Annotated in this window: 13 protein-coding genes and 1 tRNA gene; 5 read left to right on the forward strand and 9 right to left on the reverse strand. The window is 63.3% G+C overall.

The genetic code is table 11. From position 1 onward, the window contains the following. Positions 1-115 precede the first annotated feature (115 nt). Entirely contained in the window at positions 116-3,607 is a 3,492-nt protein-coding gene (locus ACVWZ4_RS17515) for a PAS domain-containing protein (RefSeq protein ID WP_456790274.1), read from the reverse strand. 480 nt (positions 3,608-4,087) lie between these two features. On the opposite strand from ACVWZ4_RS17515, the gene ACVWZ4_RS17520 reads away from it, so the two are divergent. From ACVWZ4_RS17520 to ACVWZ4_RS17530, 3 genes are all read left to right on the forward strand, one after another. Continuing rightward, positions 4,088-4,522: a phasin gene (locus ACVWZ4_RS17520; protein ID WP_456699569.1), complete on the forward strand. Its 435-nt coding sequence runs from the start codon at positions 4,088-4,090 to the stop codon at positions 4,520-4,522. A gap of 321 nt (positions 4,523-4,843) precedes the next feature. Then, positions 4,844-4,920: transfer RNA gene (locus ACVWZ4_RS17525), tRNA-His, on the forward strand. Between the two features lie 187 nt (positions 4,921-5,107). Next, on the forward strand, positions 5,108-6,382 hold the full coding sequence (locus tag ACVWZ4_RS17530) for a hypothetical protein (RefSeq protein ID WP_456740828.1): 1,275 nt from the start codon (positions 5,108-5,110) through the stop codon (positions 6,380-6,382). Positions 6,383-6,440: 58 nt separating this feature from the next. On the opposite strand, the gene ACVWZ4_RS17535 is transcribed toward ACVWZ4_RS17530, so the two are convergent. The 5 genes from ACVWZ4_RS17535 to ACVWZ4_RS17555 all read right to left on the reverse strand — a co-directional run bounded on the left by ACVWZ4_RS17535 (position 6,441) and on the right by ACVWZ4_RS17555 (position 12,420). Continuing rightward, positions 6,441-7,181 (reverse strand): hypothetical protein, encoded by a 741-nt coding sequence (locus ACVWZ4_RS17535; protein WP_456740829.1) that lies wholly within the window; start codon positions 7,179-7,181, stop codon positions 6,441-6,443. 247 nt (positions 7,182-7,428) lie between these two features. Then, positions 7,429-9,540: a methyl-accepting chemotaxis protein gene (locus tag ACVWZ4_RS17540; RefSeq protein ID WP_456740830.1), complete on the reverse strand. Its 2,112-nt coding sequence runs from the start codon at positions 9,538-9,540 to the stop codon at positions 7,429-7,431. Positions 9,541-9,854: 314 nt separating this feature from the next. Continuing rightward, a complete protein-coding gene (locus ACVWZ4_RS17545; RefSeq protein WP_456740831.1) occupies positions 9,855-10,526 on the reverse strand; it encodes a hypothetical protein in 672 nt (223 codons plus the stop codon). 484 nt (positions 10,527-11,010) lie between these two features. Then, positions 11,011-11,394: a hypothetical protein gene (locus ACVWZ4_RS17550; RefSeq protein ID WP_456740832.1), complete on the reverse strand. Its 384-nt coding sequence runs from the start codon at positions 11,392-11,394 to the stop codon at positions 11,011-11,013. 87 nt (positions 11,395-11,481) lie between these two features. After that, the gene (locus tag ACVWZ4_RS17555; protein WP_456740833.1) at positions 11,482-12,420 is read right to left on the reverse strand and encodes an AEC family transporter; all 939 of its coding nucleotides are present in this window, start codon (positions 12,418-12,420) and stop codon (positions 11,482-11,484) included. Between the two features lie 311 nt (positions 12,421-12,731). Here ACVWZ4_RS17555 and ACVWZ4_RS17560 point away from each other — a divergent pair, with 311 nt between their 5' ends. Beyond that, on the forward strand, positions 12,732-13,082 hold the full coding sequence (locus tag ACVWZ4_RS17560) for a hypothetical protein (protein WP_456740834.1): 351 nt from the start codon (positions 12,732-12,734) through the stop codon (positions 13,080-13,082). A 374-nt stretch (positions 13,083-13,456) separates the two neighbouring features. Then, positions 13,457-14,134, forward strand: a complete 678-nt coding sequence (locus tag ACVWZ4_RS17565; RefSeq protein ID WP_456699554.1) for an AAA family ATPase — start codon at positions 13,457-13,459, stop codon at positions 14,132-14,134. 73 nt (positions 14,135-14,207) lie between these two features. Here ACVWZ4_RS17565 and ACVWZ4_RS17570 read toward each other — a convergent pair whose 3' ends face one another. The 3 genes from ACVWZ4_RS17570 to ACVWZ4_RS17580 all read right to left on the reverse strand — a co-directional run bounded on the left by ACVWZ4_RS17570 (position 14,208) and on the right by ACVWZ4_RS17580 (position 15,734). Continuing rightward, positions 14,208-14,408 carry a hypothetical protein gene (locus ACVWZ4_RS17570; protein ID WP_456699553.1) on the reverse strand — a complete coding sequence of 67 codons (201 nt, stop codon included), beginning with the start codon at positions 14,406-14,408 and terminating at the stop codon, positions 14,208-14,210. A 96-nt stretch (positions 14,409-14,504) separates the two neighbouring features. Further along, the gene (locus ACVWZ4_RS17575) at positions 14,505-14,654 is read right to left on the reverse strand and encodes a hypothetical protein (protein WP_456699552.1); all 150 of its coding nucleotides are present in this window, start codon (positions 14,652-14,654) and stop codon (positions 14,505-14,507) included. A 171-nt stretch (positions 14,655-14,825) separates the two neighbouring features. Next, a complete protein-coding gene (locus ACVWZ4_RS17580; protein WP_456740835.1) occupies positions 14,826-15,734 on the reverse strand; it encodes a 4-hydroxy-tetrahydrodipicolinate synthase family protein in 909 nt (302 codons plus the stop codon). Positions 15,735-16,135 lie beyond the last annotated feature (401 nt).

Genomic DNA, 16,135 nt, shown 5'->3' on the forward strand with positions numbered 1-16,135 from the left:
ACGCCTAGCTCGTCATGACCGGACTTGCCCGGCCATCCACGACCTTTTTTGCGGGACCAAGAACCTAGATGCCCGGGACAAGCCCGGGCATGACGGTGGAGACAGGCTTACGCCCTCACGCCCGCGCCACGACAGGCGCGAAGGTCACTTCGATCAGCGTGCCCGAGCTGCCGGCGCTCTTGATGTTGAACTGGGCGTGGTTGGCTTCGACCAGCGCCTTGGTCAGGGACAGGCTGAGCGCGGACTTGTCGGCGGCATCGCCGGGCGGTGGCGTGCGGAACGGCGCCATGGCGGCGGCGACTTCACTTTCGCTGAGGCCGTGGCCGGTGTCGCGGATGCGCAAGCACACCTCGCCGCGGTCGGACAGCGCGGTCGAGACGATGACCTGGCCGCCGGCGCTCGCAAGCCGGATCGAGTTCGAGATCAGGTTCATCGTGACCTGGCGCAGCGCGCGCGCGTCCGCCGTCACCTGTGGCAGCGCATGCGCGAGCGAGGTGCGGATGATGATGCGCTCGCGATTGGCTTGCGGCTGCATCACGGCGACACAGGCCTCGACGAGATCGTTGAGGTTGAGGTTGGCGAAGGCGAGATCGAGCTTGCCGGTCTCGATCCGCGACAGCTCCAGCAAATCGTCGATGATGGCGATCACACGCTCGCCGGAGGCGCGGATGTCCTTCAGGTATTCGCCATAGCGTTCGTTGCCGAGCGCACCGAAGCGCTCTGATATCATCACCTCGGCAAAGCCGATGATGGCATTGAGCGGCGTGCGGATCTCGTGGCTGATCCGCGCCAGCATGTCGGCTTTGGCGTTGGCGGCGCCCTCGACCAGGCGTCGCGCCTGGGTCAGCTCGCTCTCGCCCTTCTTGCTCTGCGAGAGATCGCGGAACACGGCGAAGAAGTTCGGGCCATCCGGCCGGGTGCGGCCCATGATCATCGCGAGCGGCAGCACGCCGCCGTTCTTCTCGCGGCCCAGCACCTCCCGACCATGGTCGAGCAGGCTCGCGATGTCCTGGCTCTTGAGGCTGTCGAGATAATCGACGACGACCTGCTGGCTCTCGGGCGCGAACAGCGTCACCAGATTTTGCTGCATCAGCGCCTCGCCGTCATAGTCGAACAGCGCCTCGGCGCTGCGGTTGCAGGCGTGGATGTTGCCCTCGGCATCGAACATCACGATGCCCTCGGCCGTGGTGTCGAGGATCGCGGCGAGATCTTCGGCGTCGGCGTCGCCGGCCTCGGGCGCGAGATCGGGCGTGTAGGGGAAGGTTTCCGGGACGATGGTCTCTGTGACGACAGTCGGCGCGACCATGACGGGCGCGGCTTGCGGCGGCGCGCAGATCAGCGCATGCGCGCTGGCGCCGTCCCAGTCGATCGTGTGCAGATGCGCGTCCGTCGTCGCGAGCGGCTGCTCGCCGTTGGCGATGGTGGCGCTGATCGTCACCGGCGTGCCTGATTGCGACCTGCTGCTCGCGGACGAGACGCCCGGCTCGACATAGAGCGCATCGAGCCCGCCGGCATCTTCCAGCGCGGCCAGGCTCGGATAGCCGATGCGGGCGAGGAAGGCGGGGTTGGCGTAGAGCAGGCGATCGAGCCGGTAGATCAGCATGCCCGTCGGCACCAGATCGAGCAATGCACGGTCGCGCGTGCTGTGGCCGTGCGCGGGCGGCGCGGGCTCGGTCAGCCATTCGGCAGCGGCTACGGCCGGCGGTGCTTCTGGCGCGATCGGCGCCTTCGGTTCGGCTGCGGTTTCGTCCGCCGGCGGCTCGACTGCTGCCGATGCAATCTGTTCGCGCTCGCGTTCAAGTCGCTCGGACAATTGCCGCGCAAGCTCGTTGAACGCGCTGTTCTCGACCGGCGTCAGCATCGGCGATCTCGGGTCACCTTGTGACTTCTGGTCACCTTGTGACCTGAGGTCACCCGGTGCGCGGAACGGCACGACGTTCGGAGGCGTTTCCACTGGCGTTTCCGGATCGGTTGGGTGTGAATTCGCTTCGATGAAAAGTGCTGAAGGTTCGGGTTCACTGGCTGTCGGCGGTTCTGGCTCGCCCGGCGGCGATGCCTCGAGCGGCGGCGCCTCCGGTTCCGGATCGGGCTCGACCACATCGGCCGAAACGCCGTGCTGCGCGACCGGCTCGGCCAACAGCTCGTAGCGCCTGAGGGCATCGAGCCGGTTGAGGCCGTCGAGATCGCGGCAAACGCCAAAGCCCTTGAAGCCCGCAAAGTTGCGCGCCTGGTCGTAGACCGGCAGGCCCGCAAGCTCGACCGGCAGGTGCTCGCCGCCATCAGCCGGCCAGTTCACGGTGATGCCGGCCCAGGTATCGTGGCTCGCCAGCGCCTGCGCGACGCGGCCATCGGGATCGAGCGCAAACTCGTCGGCGATCTCGCGCCAGGGCCGGCCGAAGCGGTTCGCGGTGTGCGCGCCGATCAGGCGGGTGAACTCGCTGGCCGCGAGCACAAAGCGTCCCTCCGCATCGATCTGCCAGAGGAAGCGCAGCGGATGCTGGCGCGGTGTCTCCGCATGTTCAGACCGCGGCTGCGCGTGTCCGGACCGCGGCGGCGCGTGTCCGGACCGCGGCTGCGCGTGTCCGGACCGCGGCTGCGCGTGTCCGGATTGCGGCTCGGCCATGTGGCTCGTGATCGACGCGGCTTGCGGCGGCACGATGGCTGCGGGCGGGTTTTCAACCGGGGCCTCCGCTGCATCCGCGATCATGTCCTGGACAGGCTCTGCGGTCGCTTCCTTCACGGCATCGGGGATCGCGACGATCTCTGTCGCCATCTCGCTTGCGGACGGGTCACGCGCGATCATCTCGGCCGGATCAGGCGTTTCGTCCGGCTCCGCGAACGGGTCGAACAACGGGATTCCAGCGTCGGGCTGGTTCGCCGGCGGCATCTCCGTAGCATGCGGCATCCGTTCAGGCACCACCTCCGGCACGGTCTCGCCCGAAGCTGCCGCTTGCGCGCCCGCCGGCTCGATCAGCGCGACGAGACCGACATCGGCCCCGGCGCCGACCCGTTGCAGCACCATCTTGCCGATGCCGACGGGCATCTCGGCGCGGCCTTGCGCCAGCGCATCGCGGCGCGCCTGTTCGAGCCCGGCCTCGCCGAGATCGCGAAAGCCGAGCAGGGCGCGCGCGGCTTCGCTGGCGCCGATGAACAATCCGTCCGGCGCGAACGCTGCCATCGGCACGGCCGCGCCGTCGACGAGACGAAGCAGCCGCTCGACCAGCGGCATGCTGCGCGCGCCTGTCACCATCGCGGTGATGAGCACGCCTTCGCCGCCGTCGGCGAAGGCGAGCCGCGCGCAGGCGCAGGTCATCAGCGAACCGAGCCCGGCACCAAAACCGCGCAGCCGCTCGAGCCTGATCGCGCCGCTCGCCGGCAGCTGGCGGGCGAGCCTGATGACCTGGCGGCGATGGCTGTCGGCCGGTCCGAATCTCTTTTGCGCGAGCGCGGCCGCGTTCGCCGCACCGAAGAATTTGGCGCCGACCGCGTTGGCCCACAGCAGGCGCGAACCGTCTGATGACCAGAGCCACGCCGGCAGCGCTGAGGTCGCATGCACGGACAACCGGGGATCGCCGACGCCTCGCAACTGGAAATCCGAATTCGTCATCCGACCGGCTTGGTTCTCGCTGTCACGCGTCACGTCGGCTTGCCGGAATGGCAGCCTTAAGAAAGGGTTAGTATCGCGCCCGGGCGTGGGCAGGTCCACGGCCGAGCCTAGCCTGAGAGCCCTAATGCCGCGATAACCTTAATGTGGCCGAACCCGCAAGGCGCAGTGCGGCGGCATCCGCAGGATTCGGGCGAAGGGAGTGGAAACGGAAAGAGCGGTGCTCGCCACCGCAACCCTTGGTTCCCAACCCTGGGAACCTCGCCTTCCGGGATTAAATTCTCGCAAGCAGCTCGATGTCGCATTGCGCTGCACAATGTTGACATGTTAGGCAGCGATAGTACTGCCGCTGGAACGATCTATCTCGTTTGTTTTGCGTTTCCAGTCTTCGTTCCCGCCATTCGTAACAAGAAATGGCCCCGGTTGGCCGGCGGGCGCGCCAGAAGGCTCACTCCATTTTTTCATTATCGAGAGGGACCAACCATGACAGGTGCGACTGATCCGTTTTCTGCCTCGATCATTCCGTTCGAGGTTCCCGAGCAGATGCGTGCGTTCGCCGAAAAGGGCGTTTCGCAGGCCCGCGAGAACTACGCCAAGTTCAAGGACGCCGCTGAAACCCACAACGGCACCGTCGAGGCCGTGTTCGCCTCCGCCAGCAAGGGCGCGAGCGAGTACACCGCCAAGCTGATGGAGTTCGCGAAGGCCAACACCACGGCCCATCTCGACTTCACCCAGGAGCTGCTCGGCACCAAGTCGCCGACCGACGCCTTCCAGCTCTGGACCGGCCACGCCCGCCAGCAGCTCGAGACCTTCCAGGCCCAGGCCAAGGAGCTCGTCGAGCTGACCCAGCGCGTCGCCGCCGAGGCCGCCGAGCCGATCAAGGCCAGCGTCGCGAAGTTCTCCCATCCCGCGGCCTGATCAAAACGGCGGATCGAGCAAGTCAGGAAACCCGGGCGCCCAGCGGCCCGGGTTTTTTCTTCACCTCTCCCGCTCGGCTCGCGGGAGAGGCCGGGAGAGGGCTCTCTCCTCCAGGGGAATCTCGCCGCATGCGGTCAAGGTGAGCGCAACACCCTCAGGGGCGCCCCGAAGCCCGATTTGATCGCGCCGAAGGTGCTTTACCCCGGTTTTTCCTCCGTTTGCGGCCTTGCCAAAAACCCCCGTTGCACCTAGTTTCCGCCCCGTCCAGCCCCCCTCGGCACGGCCCTCTCAGGGCGCCCCCAAGGCGCGGCTCGCAAGGATGCAGTTGTAGCTCAGTTGGTTAGAGCGCCTGTCTGTGGAACAGGAGGTCGGTGGTTCGAGCCCACCCAACTGTACCACCGCTGCGGATAAGTCCGTACTCTCAGCAACTTATTGATAGTCCACAGGGATTTGCGTCGCCAAAATACAAAAGGCGATACAAATGGCATTGCGAATGGTTGCGTTGAATACTCGCGGCGCTGAAACCCCGAGGCCCGTTTTGCATGGCTTGCGGGCCCTGTGCCGCAGCGTATCAATGGGTGCGTGATGGTTGAGCGTGAAATCGAAACGCTCGTTGGTGAGCACTTCATAAGCTCAGGCGACTTCAACGGTCTCCTGCTGAAGTACTTGCTCAACAGTTTGCCAGACCTGGATGCGAACGTCACGCGAGAGGCGGTAGTCGAATGCGTCAAACGCAATCGCATTACCTGCGCTTTCGCAAGCGTCTCCATAAACCCGCACATCAAGCGACTGCGTGACCTGCCGGTTGACGATCAAGTCGAACTGCTGGCAAGCGAGCCGCCTGAGGGCGTATGCCTTTATCCCTGCGCAGACTTGGTACGAGAATTAAGGGACGTTGACCAGTTCAGTGATCGGCCATTTACCAAGAAACTGATGCTCGCAGCGGCCCAACTCGATTGGGAAGGGTTCGACCTCGGTGTGTTGGAGCGGTATCAGAACGATCCAAGATACCATTTCAATTTTTACGACCATGCAGGATCGCTTTCCTTAAGTGACAGCGATGGGGCCAATGCCAACATGCCTGAGAGGGACAAGGTCTTCCTGCAATCGTTCGGGGTCGGCTACGCAGAGGACGACACGAGATTGGCTGTGGTGTTTCTACGCTACCTCTCCGACCTCTCACCCGAACATCAGCAGTACTGGAATTCCTTTCGCCATGGCGGCAAGGTCAAGCTTCACCCTGAGTACTATCGCAGTTCTTACCTCGGAGAGTGGCCCGAGTACGTATCGTACATCACTGCAATTCTGACCGAGATGCGACTTCTGAACGAACTCACAACAGGCATCTGGGGTGGAAATCTTTTCCGAGAAGCTTACGAGGGCGAACAAAGTCCCGCCGGCTTCAATCCGTTCTTCAGGCCGACACTCAAGAACTACAACGACTTCATTCTTTCAATGGACAAACTGCTCTCGGAAAATCTCAATCACGAGTTCTTCCGTGGGAAAGTCGAACTGGAAAACGAGCGCGTCCGCGAGGATGGCAAGATAGTGATTGAACGGCGAAGCACTCTTAGCCTGCTCGATGCTTGGTTGCGTCGTGCGGTAAGATGGCACGAGGAAGAGGAGGCAATGGCCGCCATTGTGGGGCCACTGAGGCGCATACGGCGTGAACGCCAGGCACCGGCTCACAAGCTGCAAGAGAATGAGTATTCCAAGGAGTTTGATGAGAAGCAGCACGCCGTTTTCAGAGAGACATACTTGGGCTTGATGAACCTTCGGACAATCTTTGCAAAGCACCCGCGCGCGCCACGGCTTAATGTCCCGAGCTACCTGACTGACGGCAAAATTACCTTCACTTAGGCACCGGGGAGACCGCAAGAAACGCTAGATCACGGTCGAATCACTGGGCGCCGTGTTTCTAAAGAGGCTTTCGCCAATCTGCGCACCCAGAGAGTTCCAAGAACCGTTCTTCCGGAAACATGTGGATTTCGCGAACGTACGCGGCGGACAGCGGCTGAACGATACGGTCTGCGTGATCGTAGGGTTCGTTAGTCTGGTGGCCTCGGTGGATCAGGTAGCGGCGAACGATATTAAAAGCCAAACCCGGGTTCCCCCCGAGGTGTGAAATGGGCACTTCCGCCTCGACAATGCAGGGCGTTCCGATTGCGCCCAGCGCCTTCGAGTTGACCGGGTCGCGCTCGTGGGAATTGTAGAGTGCTTCCCCGCCCCAACACCGAAAGAAACGATTGATGCCTGCCTCTCCCGCTTTGGACGGTGCAAAGAAGCAGAACGAAAGCCTGCCGGCCCGGTATGGTTCGTCTGCTTGATTTTTGGCCTTAAGGCGCGCAGCGACATCAGGGTCCAACTGGCCACTGCTGACAACTCGGTCAATTCGTACGTCCAGCTTTTTGGCGTTGGGGAGCGAGAGCCCGGTCGCGCGAATGATTGCGACTTCTTCGTCGGTTAGACGGGTGCAATGCCACCCAACCAATGAGTGAGGCTGGAGCGCGCTGTTCACGTCTCCAATAGCCCGATCATAAGCGGCACCCGTGGGGCGGTCCTCATCCGCTTCCCACCCGTAGAGAGCATCGTAGTTCGCGCTCAGGCGGGCAAGCAATTCGTGAGGCCAAGCGTCTACCTGCTCGATGTCTATGATCACAGCCTGCGCCCTTGAAGCCGATACAAAACCCCAGTACAAAAGACGACGTGAGCGCGCAAAATACGCTTGATTTATCAACGAGTAAACGATGGTTTGGGGTTCCCACCCAACTGTACCAATCGCGTCAGATCGAGATCATCGTCAGATATTGACACCTCGCCATCGGGCGCGCCGCGCAGATCTGCGCAGACTATCCTTCGCCGAACGCTGATCACAGCGCCGGCGCTCGCCGGCCGACGGAGTGCGGTTACGCCGCGCGCATGTCTTCCAGAAACTTCCCGACCTCGAGCTTGAGACGGCCGGAGTCTGCGGCGAGCAACTGGGCGGTCGCCAACACCTGCGAGGAGGCGGAGCCGGTCTCGCTCGCGCCGTGCCGGACGTCGGTGATGTTTGCGGAGACCTGCTGGGTGCCGTTCGCCGCCTGCTGCACGTTGCGGGCGATTTCCTGCGTGGCCGCGCCTTGCTCTTCGACGGCGGCAGCGATGGTCGAGGAGATCTCCGACAGCTTCTCGATCGTGCCGCTGATCTCCCTGATGGCGCCGACCGATTCCTGTGTCGCGGACTGGACGCTGGTAATCTGTTGACGGATTTCCTCGGTTGCTTTCGCCGTCTGCTGCGCCAGCGCTTTCACCTCGGAGGCGACCACGGCAAAGCCGCGGCCGGTATCGCCGGCGCGCGCCGCCTCGATGGTGGCGTTCAGCGCCAGCAGATTGGTTTGGCTGGCGATCGAGTCGATCAGTTCCACGACGTCACCGATCCGACCCGCGGCCTGCGACAATTCGCTGACGCGTTCATTGGTGCGGCAAGCCTGCTCGACTGCGTCTCCGGCGATGCGTGCGGATTCCTGAACCTGGCGGCTGATCTCGTTGACCGAGGAGGTCAGCTCCTCGGTGGCGGAGGCTACCGACTGCACGTTGGCGGAGGCTTCGTTCGAGGCGTCCGCGACAGCCATCGTCAGCACCTTGGACCGATCGGCCGTGGTGTTCAGTGTGCCGGCGGAAGCCTCGAGTTCGGTCGCTGCGGACGAAACCGTGTCAACGATCTCGCTGACCATGGCCTCGAAATTGCGCGTGATGGTGTCGACGCGGCGACTGCGCGCGATCTGCGCTTCGGCATCACGCGCGGCTGCCTCGTCCGCGAGTTTCTTCGCGATCAACGCATCCTTGAAGATCTGGAGCGCGTTTGCCATGGTCCCGATCTCGTCCCCGCGATGTCCGTCCGGAATTGCAACATCGAGGTCGCGGTCGGCAAGCCGCAGCGTCGCGCCCGTCAGTCGCGTCAGCGGTCGGATGACCTGGCGCATCACCGCGACGACCACTGCGAGCGAGGTGGCGAGCACGACGAAGAGAGCCGCAAGCGCCCAGACGAGCCGCGTCTGCGCCTGCGCGATCGCGGCGTCATTGGCCTTGTGGGCGAAGCTTAAGGCGGCGTCGCGCAGACCCAGCACACTGTTCAGGACGGTCCCCCAGTCGGCCTCGCCGACCGGGGAGGGACGCCCTTCGCGTGCGGCCGCGGCGACGTCACGAAACCGTGGCTCGCCTTCATCCATCAGCGTCGTGCGCACCTGCTTGATGGCGTTCACGAGCTCGGGCGGATCTCCGGCATTGTGCACACCTTGCTCGATCTGCTTCCAGATCAGCGCGACCTGGCCGCTCAGCTCCGTCGCTTCGACGATCTGTGCCGCAGACAGCGGTTGTTTACGGACCAGAAGGCCGAGCACGGCCGCACGGGACCCGTTGATCGCGCGCATGCCTTGCGCTCTTTGCGCGAGTTCTGCCGACGGCAGCAGATTCTCGATGTCGCTTCCGGCGCGCGACAGGCTGATCAAGGCTTCGCTTGTCGCCGCCGTGAGCGCATCGACCGCGCGGGCCAGACCGTCGACGATGGTCGCCTGGCTGTTGGCGGGGCGCTGCGCCTTGGGCTGCATCGCCGCCTGACGCGCGACATTGCGAGTATTCTGCAAGGCTGTTTCGGCGGCTTCGATCGATCCCACCGGCAGCTCAGCCGCGCGAATGGCCTGCTTTGCGGCACCGATCGCGTCATCCGTGGTGGCGACTGCCTTGTCCAGAGCGGACAGGTTCTCGGGCGTGGCAGCGTCGGCCAGACCCATGACCACGAACCAGGCGGAGCGTTCGGCCGGGATCCGGCTGTTGGCCTTCATCACCAGCTCGAATGCGGACAGCGCGCGCGCCGCGGCCTCGCTCTTGCGGAGATCGCCCCATCCGTTCCAGGCGATTGCCGCCGCGAAAGCCACCGCGAGAAGACTCGTGATCAGATTGCCGACCAGCAACCGCCATCGCAGGCTGATGCCCTTCTGTCGACTGACGGATGAGCGTTCCGGAAAGGAAAGATCTGACATCATGGCACCAGGCAAAACCGCGCGATTATCTGCGGTCACGATACTTCGCAATTGCAACCAAACGCTTAAATGTTTGGTAGTAACCTGGCGGATGGCGCGCACTGTTCTGCCGGAGTTTTGTGCAGTCCACCACTGTCACCGCAATTCCGTAATTTCACTGGGATGTTACGGCGTGCTGCCAGCGCAGTTCTAGCTCACCCTCCTTCTCGTCCGCCGAACCAACGACGTTCCTTAATTGAGCTCCCCCTTCAGCCGTCTCGTCGGCAGATCCTCGCCGCTGGCGTCAGCCAATGGCACGCCGCGTTGCTCAACGATCACAACACGCATCCGCAACGGGCCGATTTCGCGTAGGCCAAAAGCCGCGGGTCGGCTCGGGGATGCGCGTCGCAAAAGCGATCGATGATTTGGCCGACCTTCTGATCGTAGTCTCGTTGCCAGTGTCCCAACCCGTGCAGAGCGCTTTCCTGGCACGCAATCGAGTTGAGGCAGAGGGTGCGCTCCATCGTGCGCAGCGCGGTCTCGTGGAGAGTCGGCAGATCGGGTTCGCCGGCAAGCGTCAAGCGCGGAAACGTATCCCACCACATGTAGCAGACACAGTTCAGTGTTCCGGCATCGGCTTCGCTCAGGTGACACAGACTGGGCGTGCAGCGCGGCTCGAACAATTTCGCAAACAGCGTTGCGACGGACTCCACGCAGCGGAGCCGGTCCCTGACCGGCACATCAGTCGAGCAAAGCCATCCGACGTCGCCGCTTGCGCTCGTATTGACGAGGTAGGTCAAGCCCTGCGCAATTTGGCTGTCGGCAAAGCCCGATAACGGCGGCTCGGGATCTTCAAACAGGCGCGTGAGATGGGATACGGCTTCCGCGGGATGCGGGTCCCACCAATCATGTTCGGGATCGAAATACCACGGTGCCTGCTGAAAGCGAACCTCGCGTCCAAATGAGTGCTCCAGCCAGGCATCAAAGCTGAGGTTTTGCACGCGCATCACGATGGCCGCGACCGATCCAGAGCCTCGCGCTCACCCAAACGACAAGCCGCCGCAATGATGCGCATCGCCATCAAAGCCGGCTGGCCCGTGCGGTTCATCTCAGCCTAGTAGAGGCACTGCCGGACCCAGTAGCCACCGCTGACCCGTATCCACTGACATCGGCTTGGAGGCGGCTCTTTGATGATAGGCCACCCGTGAATGTCGATATCGGTGGGCGCTGTAATGCCGCGCCAATAGACCGCCTTCGCTTGCGGGAAGCTGATGAGAAGGGCGGCCGCAAAGCAAATGATGGCAACGCAGACCAGCCGGTAGCGGTGCATTGTGTCATCCTCCGATGAACGCATATCGATGCTACGCCGGGTTCGCCATCAAGCCAAGAGGCGCCATGTTTCGGATCGGACAGGGGGATTGCAGGAGAGCACACCAAACTCTCGATCGCTGCTGAGCGCGTGCCGTCATCCAGCGAGCGCGCGCACCACCGTCAATGATCCCCAACGATCCGCACCAGCTCCAGTTCGAGCTTCAACCCCGGCGCTTGTTTTGCGAAGCCCGTGCAGGGGGTGGATGAGTCGTCTGTCGAGCGGCCCGAGACGACGATGTCGAGCTCATCCAATCCGAAGACACCGGGCGGCCCCGGCTCCACGCGCCGGGCGGAAAGGCTGGCTTCGAAGTGCTCGCCCTGCTGCGACCAGTGCCCCGCATAGGCAAACGTGGAATCGCCGCCGTCGAGCGTCCCGTCAGGGGCGAACTCGACGACGCCGGCGCCTTCGCCGACGGGCGTCTTGAACCAAACGGAATATCTGCCGGGGGTGATCACCGAGGCCACCATATCGACTTTTATCCGGGGTGAGTTGAGCCAGATCAAGATGGCGATCGCGTGGCGGGCGGGTGTTGTTCGGCATGGACAACTTCAGGATGAGGGACATCCGCTGCGCGGTTCTTCCGGCCTGCCTCACCCTGCCACCGCCATCACCACCACCGGCAATGTCACCGCCGCCAGCAGCGTCCCCAGTGCGACCGCGCCGGATACCGGGTTCACCAGCCGCTGATATTGCGCAGCAAAGATATAGGCATTCGCGCCGGTCGGCATCGCCGCGAACAGCACGATGGCGCCGGTGGCCACCGGCGGCAGGTTCAACAGCTTGGCGAGCGCAAAGGCTGTGGCCGGCATCGCCAGCAGCTTGAGCGCGCACATCACGACGACGCTCAGCGTCTCGCCCTTCACCTCGAAGCGAAACAAATTGATGCCGAGCGCGATCAGCGCGGCCGGCGATCCCGCCTGCGCGAGCAGCTCGATCGTCCTGTCGACGACCGGGTTGAGGCCGAGGCCGGTGAAGCGCCAGACCACGCCAAAGCCGATGCCGAGCATCAGCGGATTGCGCGCGAGATCGGCGAGCACGGGCCGGAGCACCGCGAGAAGCGAGCTGCCCTTCTTGCGGCTGACGAACTCCATCTGCAAAATGCCGCAGAGCCACAGCAGCGGCGTGTTGACCGACAGGATCAGCGACATCGGCCCCGCGGCCTCGTTGCCGAGCGCCGAGAGCACCAAGGGGATGCCGAGCATCACGATGTTGCCGTAGACCGAGCCGATCGCGAACACGACGCCGTCCTCCCGGTCCTCGCGACGTTCGCGCAACAGCGCCGAGATCAGAAGCGCCGCGATCCAGGTCAGCGCGAGCGCGCCGTAATAGGCGCCCCACATCCTGTAGGGGCTGACGTCGGGGAAATCAGACACGACGATGGTGCGAAACAGCAGCGCGGGGATCGCGATGCTGAAGGCGAATTCGGAGATGCCCTTGTGCGCGCCCTCGGAGACGAAGCGAAACAGCACCGACGCATAGCCGGCCGCGATCAGCGCAAACACCGGCGCGACGATCAACACGGTGGCCATGCGATCCTCCCCCTCACGGGGAGATCAGGCCCACCACCCCACGCGCTTTCTGGATGATGCCATCATGCCGGTGTTTTGCCCGACGTGTCAAAGGAAATTTCGAAAAATCCGCAAGCGGCGGAGGATCGCGAGGCGGGCCGGCGCCTGGCTACTGTGCATGGGGTTGTTTTCGAGGTTTGGGCCACGCTTGCGGCATACCGGCCCTCCTGTTGCCGAGACCGCACAGCCGCCGACCTTTCGCCTCCGCCCTCGTTGCCAACCAACGCCCGTTCACCCACAATCCCGCCCGACTCGACACTTTGGGGGATCAGATGCCGGCATCTCGCATCACGACATCCATGGTTGCCGCGAGCCTCTCGCTCGTCCTGGCCGTTCTGGTCCGGCCGGGCACCGGCCATGCCTACACGCCCGAGCAGCAGCAGGCCTGCACGCCGGATGCGATGCAGCTGTGCGGCGAGTTCGTGCCTGACGTCGATGCCATCACCGCCTGCATGATCCGGAAGAAGTCGCAGCTGTCGCCGCAATGCGCGGCGTTCTTCCGCCGCGGGCCGGAGTCGGGGGATGCGGCCACGCCGACCAACATCGCGCCCAAGGCAACGTCAAAGGCGAAGAAGACCGGCAAGGCGAAGGCGCCCAGGAAGAAAACGACGGAGGACGGCTAGAGAAGGCCGGGGCCGCTCGCGGTCCGCGTTCCCTCGCTGAAACCTCGTCATGCCTCCCACGTCAAATTTGCGCGAACTCCCCAGGCCGCGACAGCCCGTTCGCGGCACTGGCGCAACCGCTTGCAGCAATCGCCAGCGCGCCCGATGAAAAAGCGCGGTAAGGATTTGCGCGGCCAGGTTGTGATCGGGCTTTTTCCGCGCGAACGGCGGTTCACGACAGTATATTTATCCGTCGTTGCGCAAGGCAGTGTGACTCAAAAGCCAACACGTCTTGTTATTTCGTGGCGCCGAGACGACTGCCGATAAATTTTTCTTTCCCGAATCAGCGTGGTGATTCATTTTCGCGGCCTGGGGTCAATCTGGAGGCCAGAGGTATGAACGTCATTGTTTTTGCATCGCGTAAAGGCGGCTCGGGCAAGAGTACCCTGGCCGCACATCTTGCTGCGCAGATCAAGGCGAGCAAGCAGGTGATGCTCGTGGATGCGGATCCGCAAGGCTCGCTCACGCTGTGGCACAAGCTGCGTGGCACCAACGAGCCGCCGATCAAGCCGGCGGTGAACTCGGTCAGCGGCATCGTCTCCGCTGCCAGGCGCGATGGTTACGAGTGGGTGCTGATCGACACGCCGCCGAACCTGTCGGCCGTCGTCGACGATGCGATCAAGAATGCCACCATGGTGGTCATCCCCGCGCGTCCCGGCGTGTTCGACGTCAACGCGGTGCAGGAAACCATTCAGATGTGCCGCGCGGCGCGCAAGCCCTATGCGGTCGTGCTCAACGGCGCACCGGCCAAGCGCGACGAGGCCGAAAGCCCGATCGTCACCATCGCCCGCGAGGCGCTGGCCAAGTTCCGCGCTCCGGTGTGGGGCGGTCAGATCACCAATCGTTCGGATTTGTTGATGGCACTCAGCCACGGCGAAGGCGCGCGTGAGTATCAGGCCGAGAGCCGTGCGGCCCAGGAAATTGCAAGGTTGTGGGCGGCGATCGAGCGTTCAGTGAAAGCTATTCGCGGCACGGCGTCGGCTTCAGGCGCAATGCACAAGCAGGCGGCTTAATTTCATCATTCATTTCCCCGGACGACAAACGCGCGGACCATCCCGCGCGTTTTGCGTTTGTGGGGACTGACGGTCAGGCGACCATCAGCATGTAGAACACGATGACCGGCGACAACGTCAGGATCACCGACCAGATGCCGACGGCCCAGATGATGTCTGCGGTGGAAAAGCCCTGTTGCTCGGCGTTGTCAAAGCTCTGCGTGGCGTCGTAGCGCGACGCCATATCATTCTGATTGTTCAAGATCGCCCCCGCGATTTCTTCGCTTATGGGCATGAACGATAGGCGAAAGGTTTTAAGATTCCGGCTTGCAGTTCCGCTCGCATTTGAGCGCAATCGCGATGCCCGGGTTAACCATGCACGCCGGCTTGCTCAGCCGGCGAGGCAGACCCGAAACAGCAACACCGGCATCAGGCCGAGCATCACGGCCCAGAAGCCGAACGACGACACCACCAGAATTCCCTGCAAAAAATCGGCAGGCGCGAACATTTCCGCCGCGGTCGGGCGAACGCGATGTCCCATGATCATTCCCCCCTTCTGAAAGACGTTGAAGCCGAACGATAGGCCCCATTGCGTAAACGAGGCGTGGATGCGCTATGCGGCGGTAGCGAAGCCCGTTCGTAACGGGTTAACCACGGCCACGCTCTCTCGCTCCCTCTCCCCGTCGTGACGGGGAGAGGCGAAGGAACGAAGTCATGCCGCGACCATCATCCGTCGTGCAATCTCGCGATCGAGGGTGACTGCGAGCTCGCTGCTCACCTCCACCATCGGCAGGCGCACCTCGGGGCTATCGATCAGGCCGGCTCGCCACAGCCAGTACTTCGCCGGCGCCGGGCTCGGTTCGGTGAACAGCAGCCGGGTCAGCTCCGCGACCTCCAGCCAGCGTGCTGCGGCTGCATCGGCATTGCCGCGCTTCAGCTCGCTATAGACGGCCGCGAAGGTGTCGGTCTCGAGATGCGCGGACAACAGGATTCCGCCATCGGCGCCATCGCTGAGCGCCTCGAAATAATTGGCGTCCTCGCCGGTGAGCACACGAAAATCCTTGGGCCGGTCGCGCAGCAATGCAATGGACTGCTCACGGCTTGCGCCGCAATCCTTCAGGCCGACGACGTTGGGATGTTCGGCCAGCCGCAGCAGTGTCTGGTTGCTGATGCCGACGGCGCAGCGATAGGGAATGTTGTAGAGCGCCAGCGGCCAGGCCGCGTGATCGGCCAGCGCCTCGAAATGCGTTGATATCCCGCGTTGCGACGGCCGCACATAATAGGGGCTCGCGATCAGATAGAAGTCGATCGGCCAGTCCGCGGTCTCATCGAGCCGCTCCTTCAGCCGCGAGGTGTCCGCGCCCGATAGCCCGAGGCCGATCGGAATGGAGCGGCGGCCGGCCGCCATCTCGTCGCGCACGATGGCGACGAGCCGTTCGAGCTCGGCGTCCCGCAGCGTCATGCCTTCGCCCGAGGTCGCTCCCAGGATGAAGCCGTCGATGCTTTGCGCGCCGTAGTGTCGCGTCAGTCGCCGCAGCGACACCTCGTCGAGGCGGCCGTCGCGAAACGGTGTCACCAGCGGCAGCCAGAGCCCGTGCATACGAGTTCGCAAATCGGTCATGTTTTATCTCCTTCTCACAAATGAACCTGAGACGGAGGGCACATGAAAAAACCCCGTCCAGGTGGCGGGGTTTCCGGGATTTGGCAGCGATGACGAAGTTAGCCTAGCGCGCGCAAAAATCCGAGGTCCCCGGATGGGGTCCTTTTTTCGAGGCTGATGCCTTCGACAAGATTGCGCACGACTTCGTGATCATTTGCAAATGATGCGGGGTATGCCCAGCACTGTCAATACACGCGGAGGGCGAAACGACTTTTGGACAGAAAAAAAGCCGGACCCGAAGGGCCCGGCTTAGGTATTGGCCACGTGAGGCCGACACAATCACCTTCCAAGAGGGATTACTGAACTCCCGCGCCACTGGAGGAGGGGGACAAATGCGCAACGCGAAGGCTCAGCGTGCAAAC

This window comes from Bradyrhizobium sp. USDA 4472 (assembly GCF_054058595.1).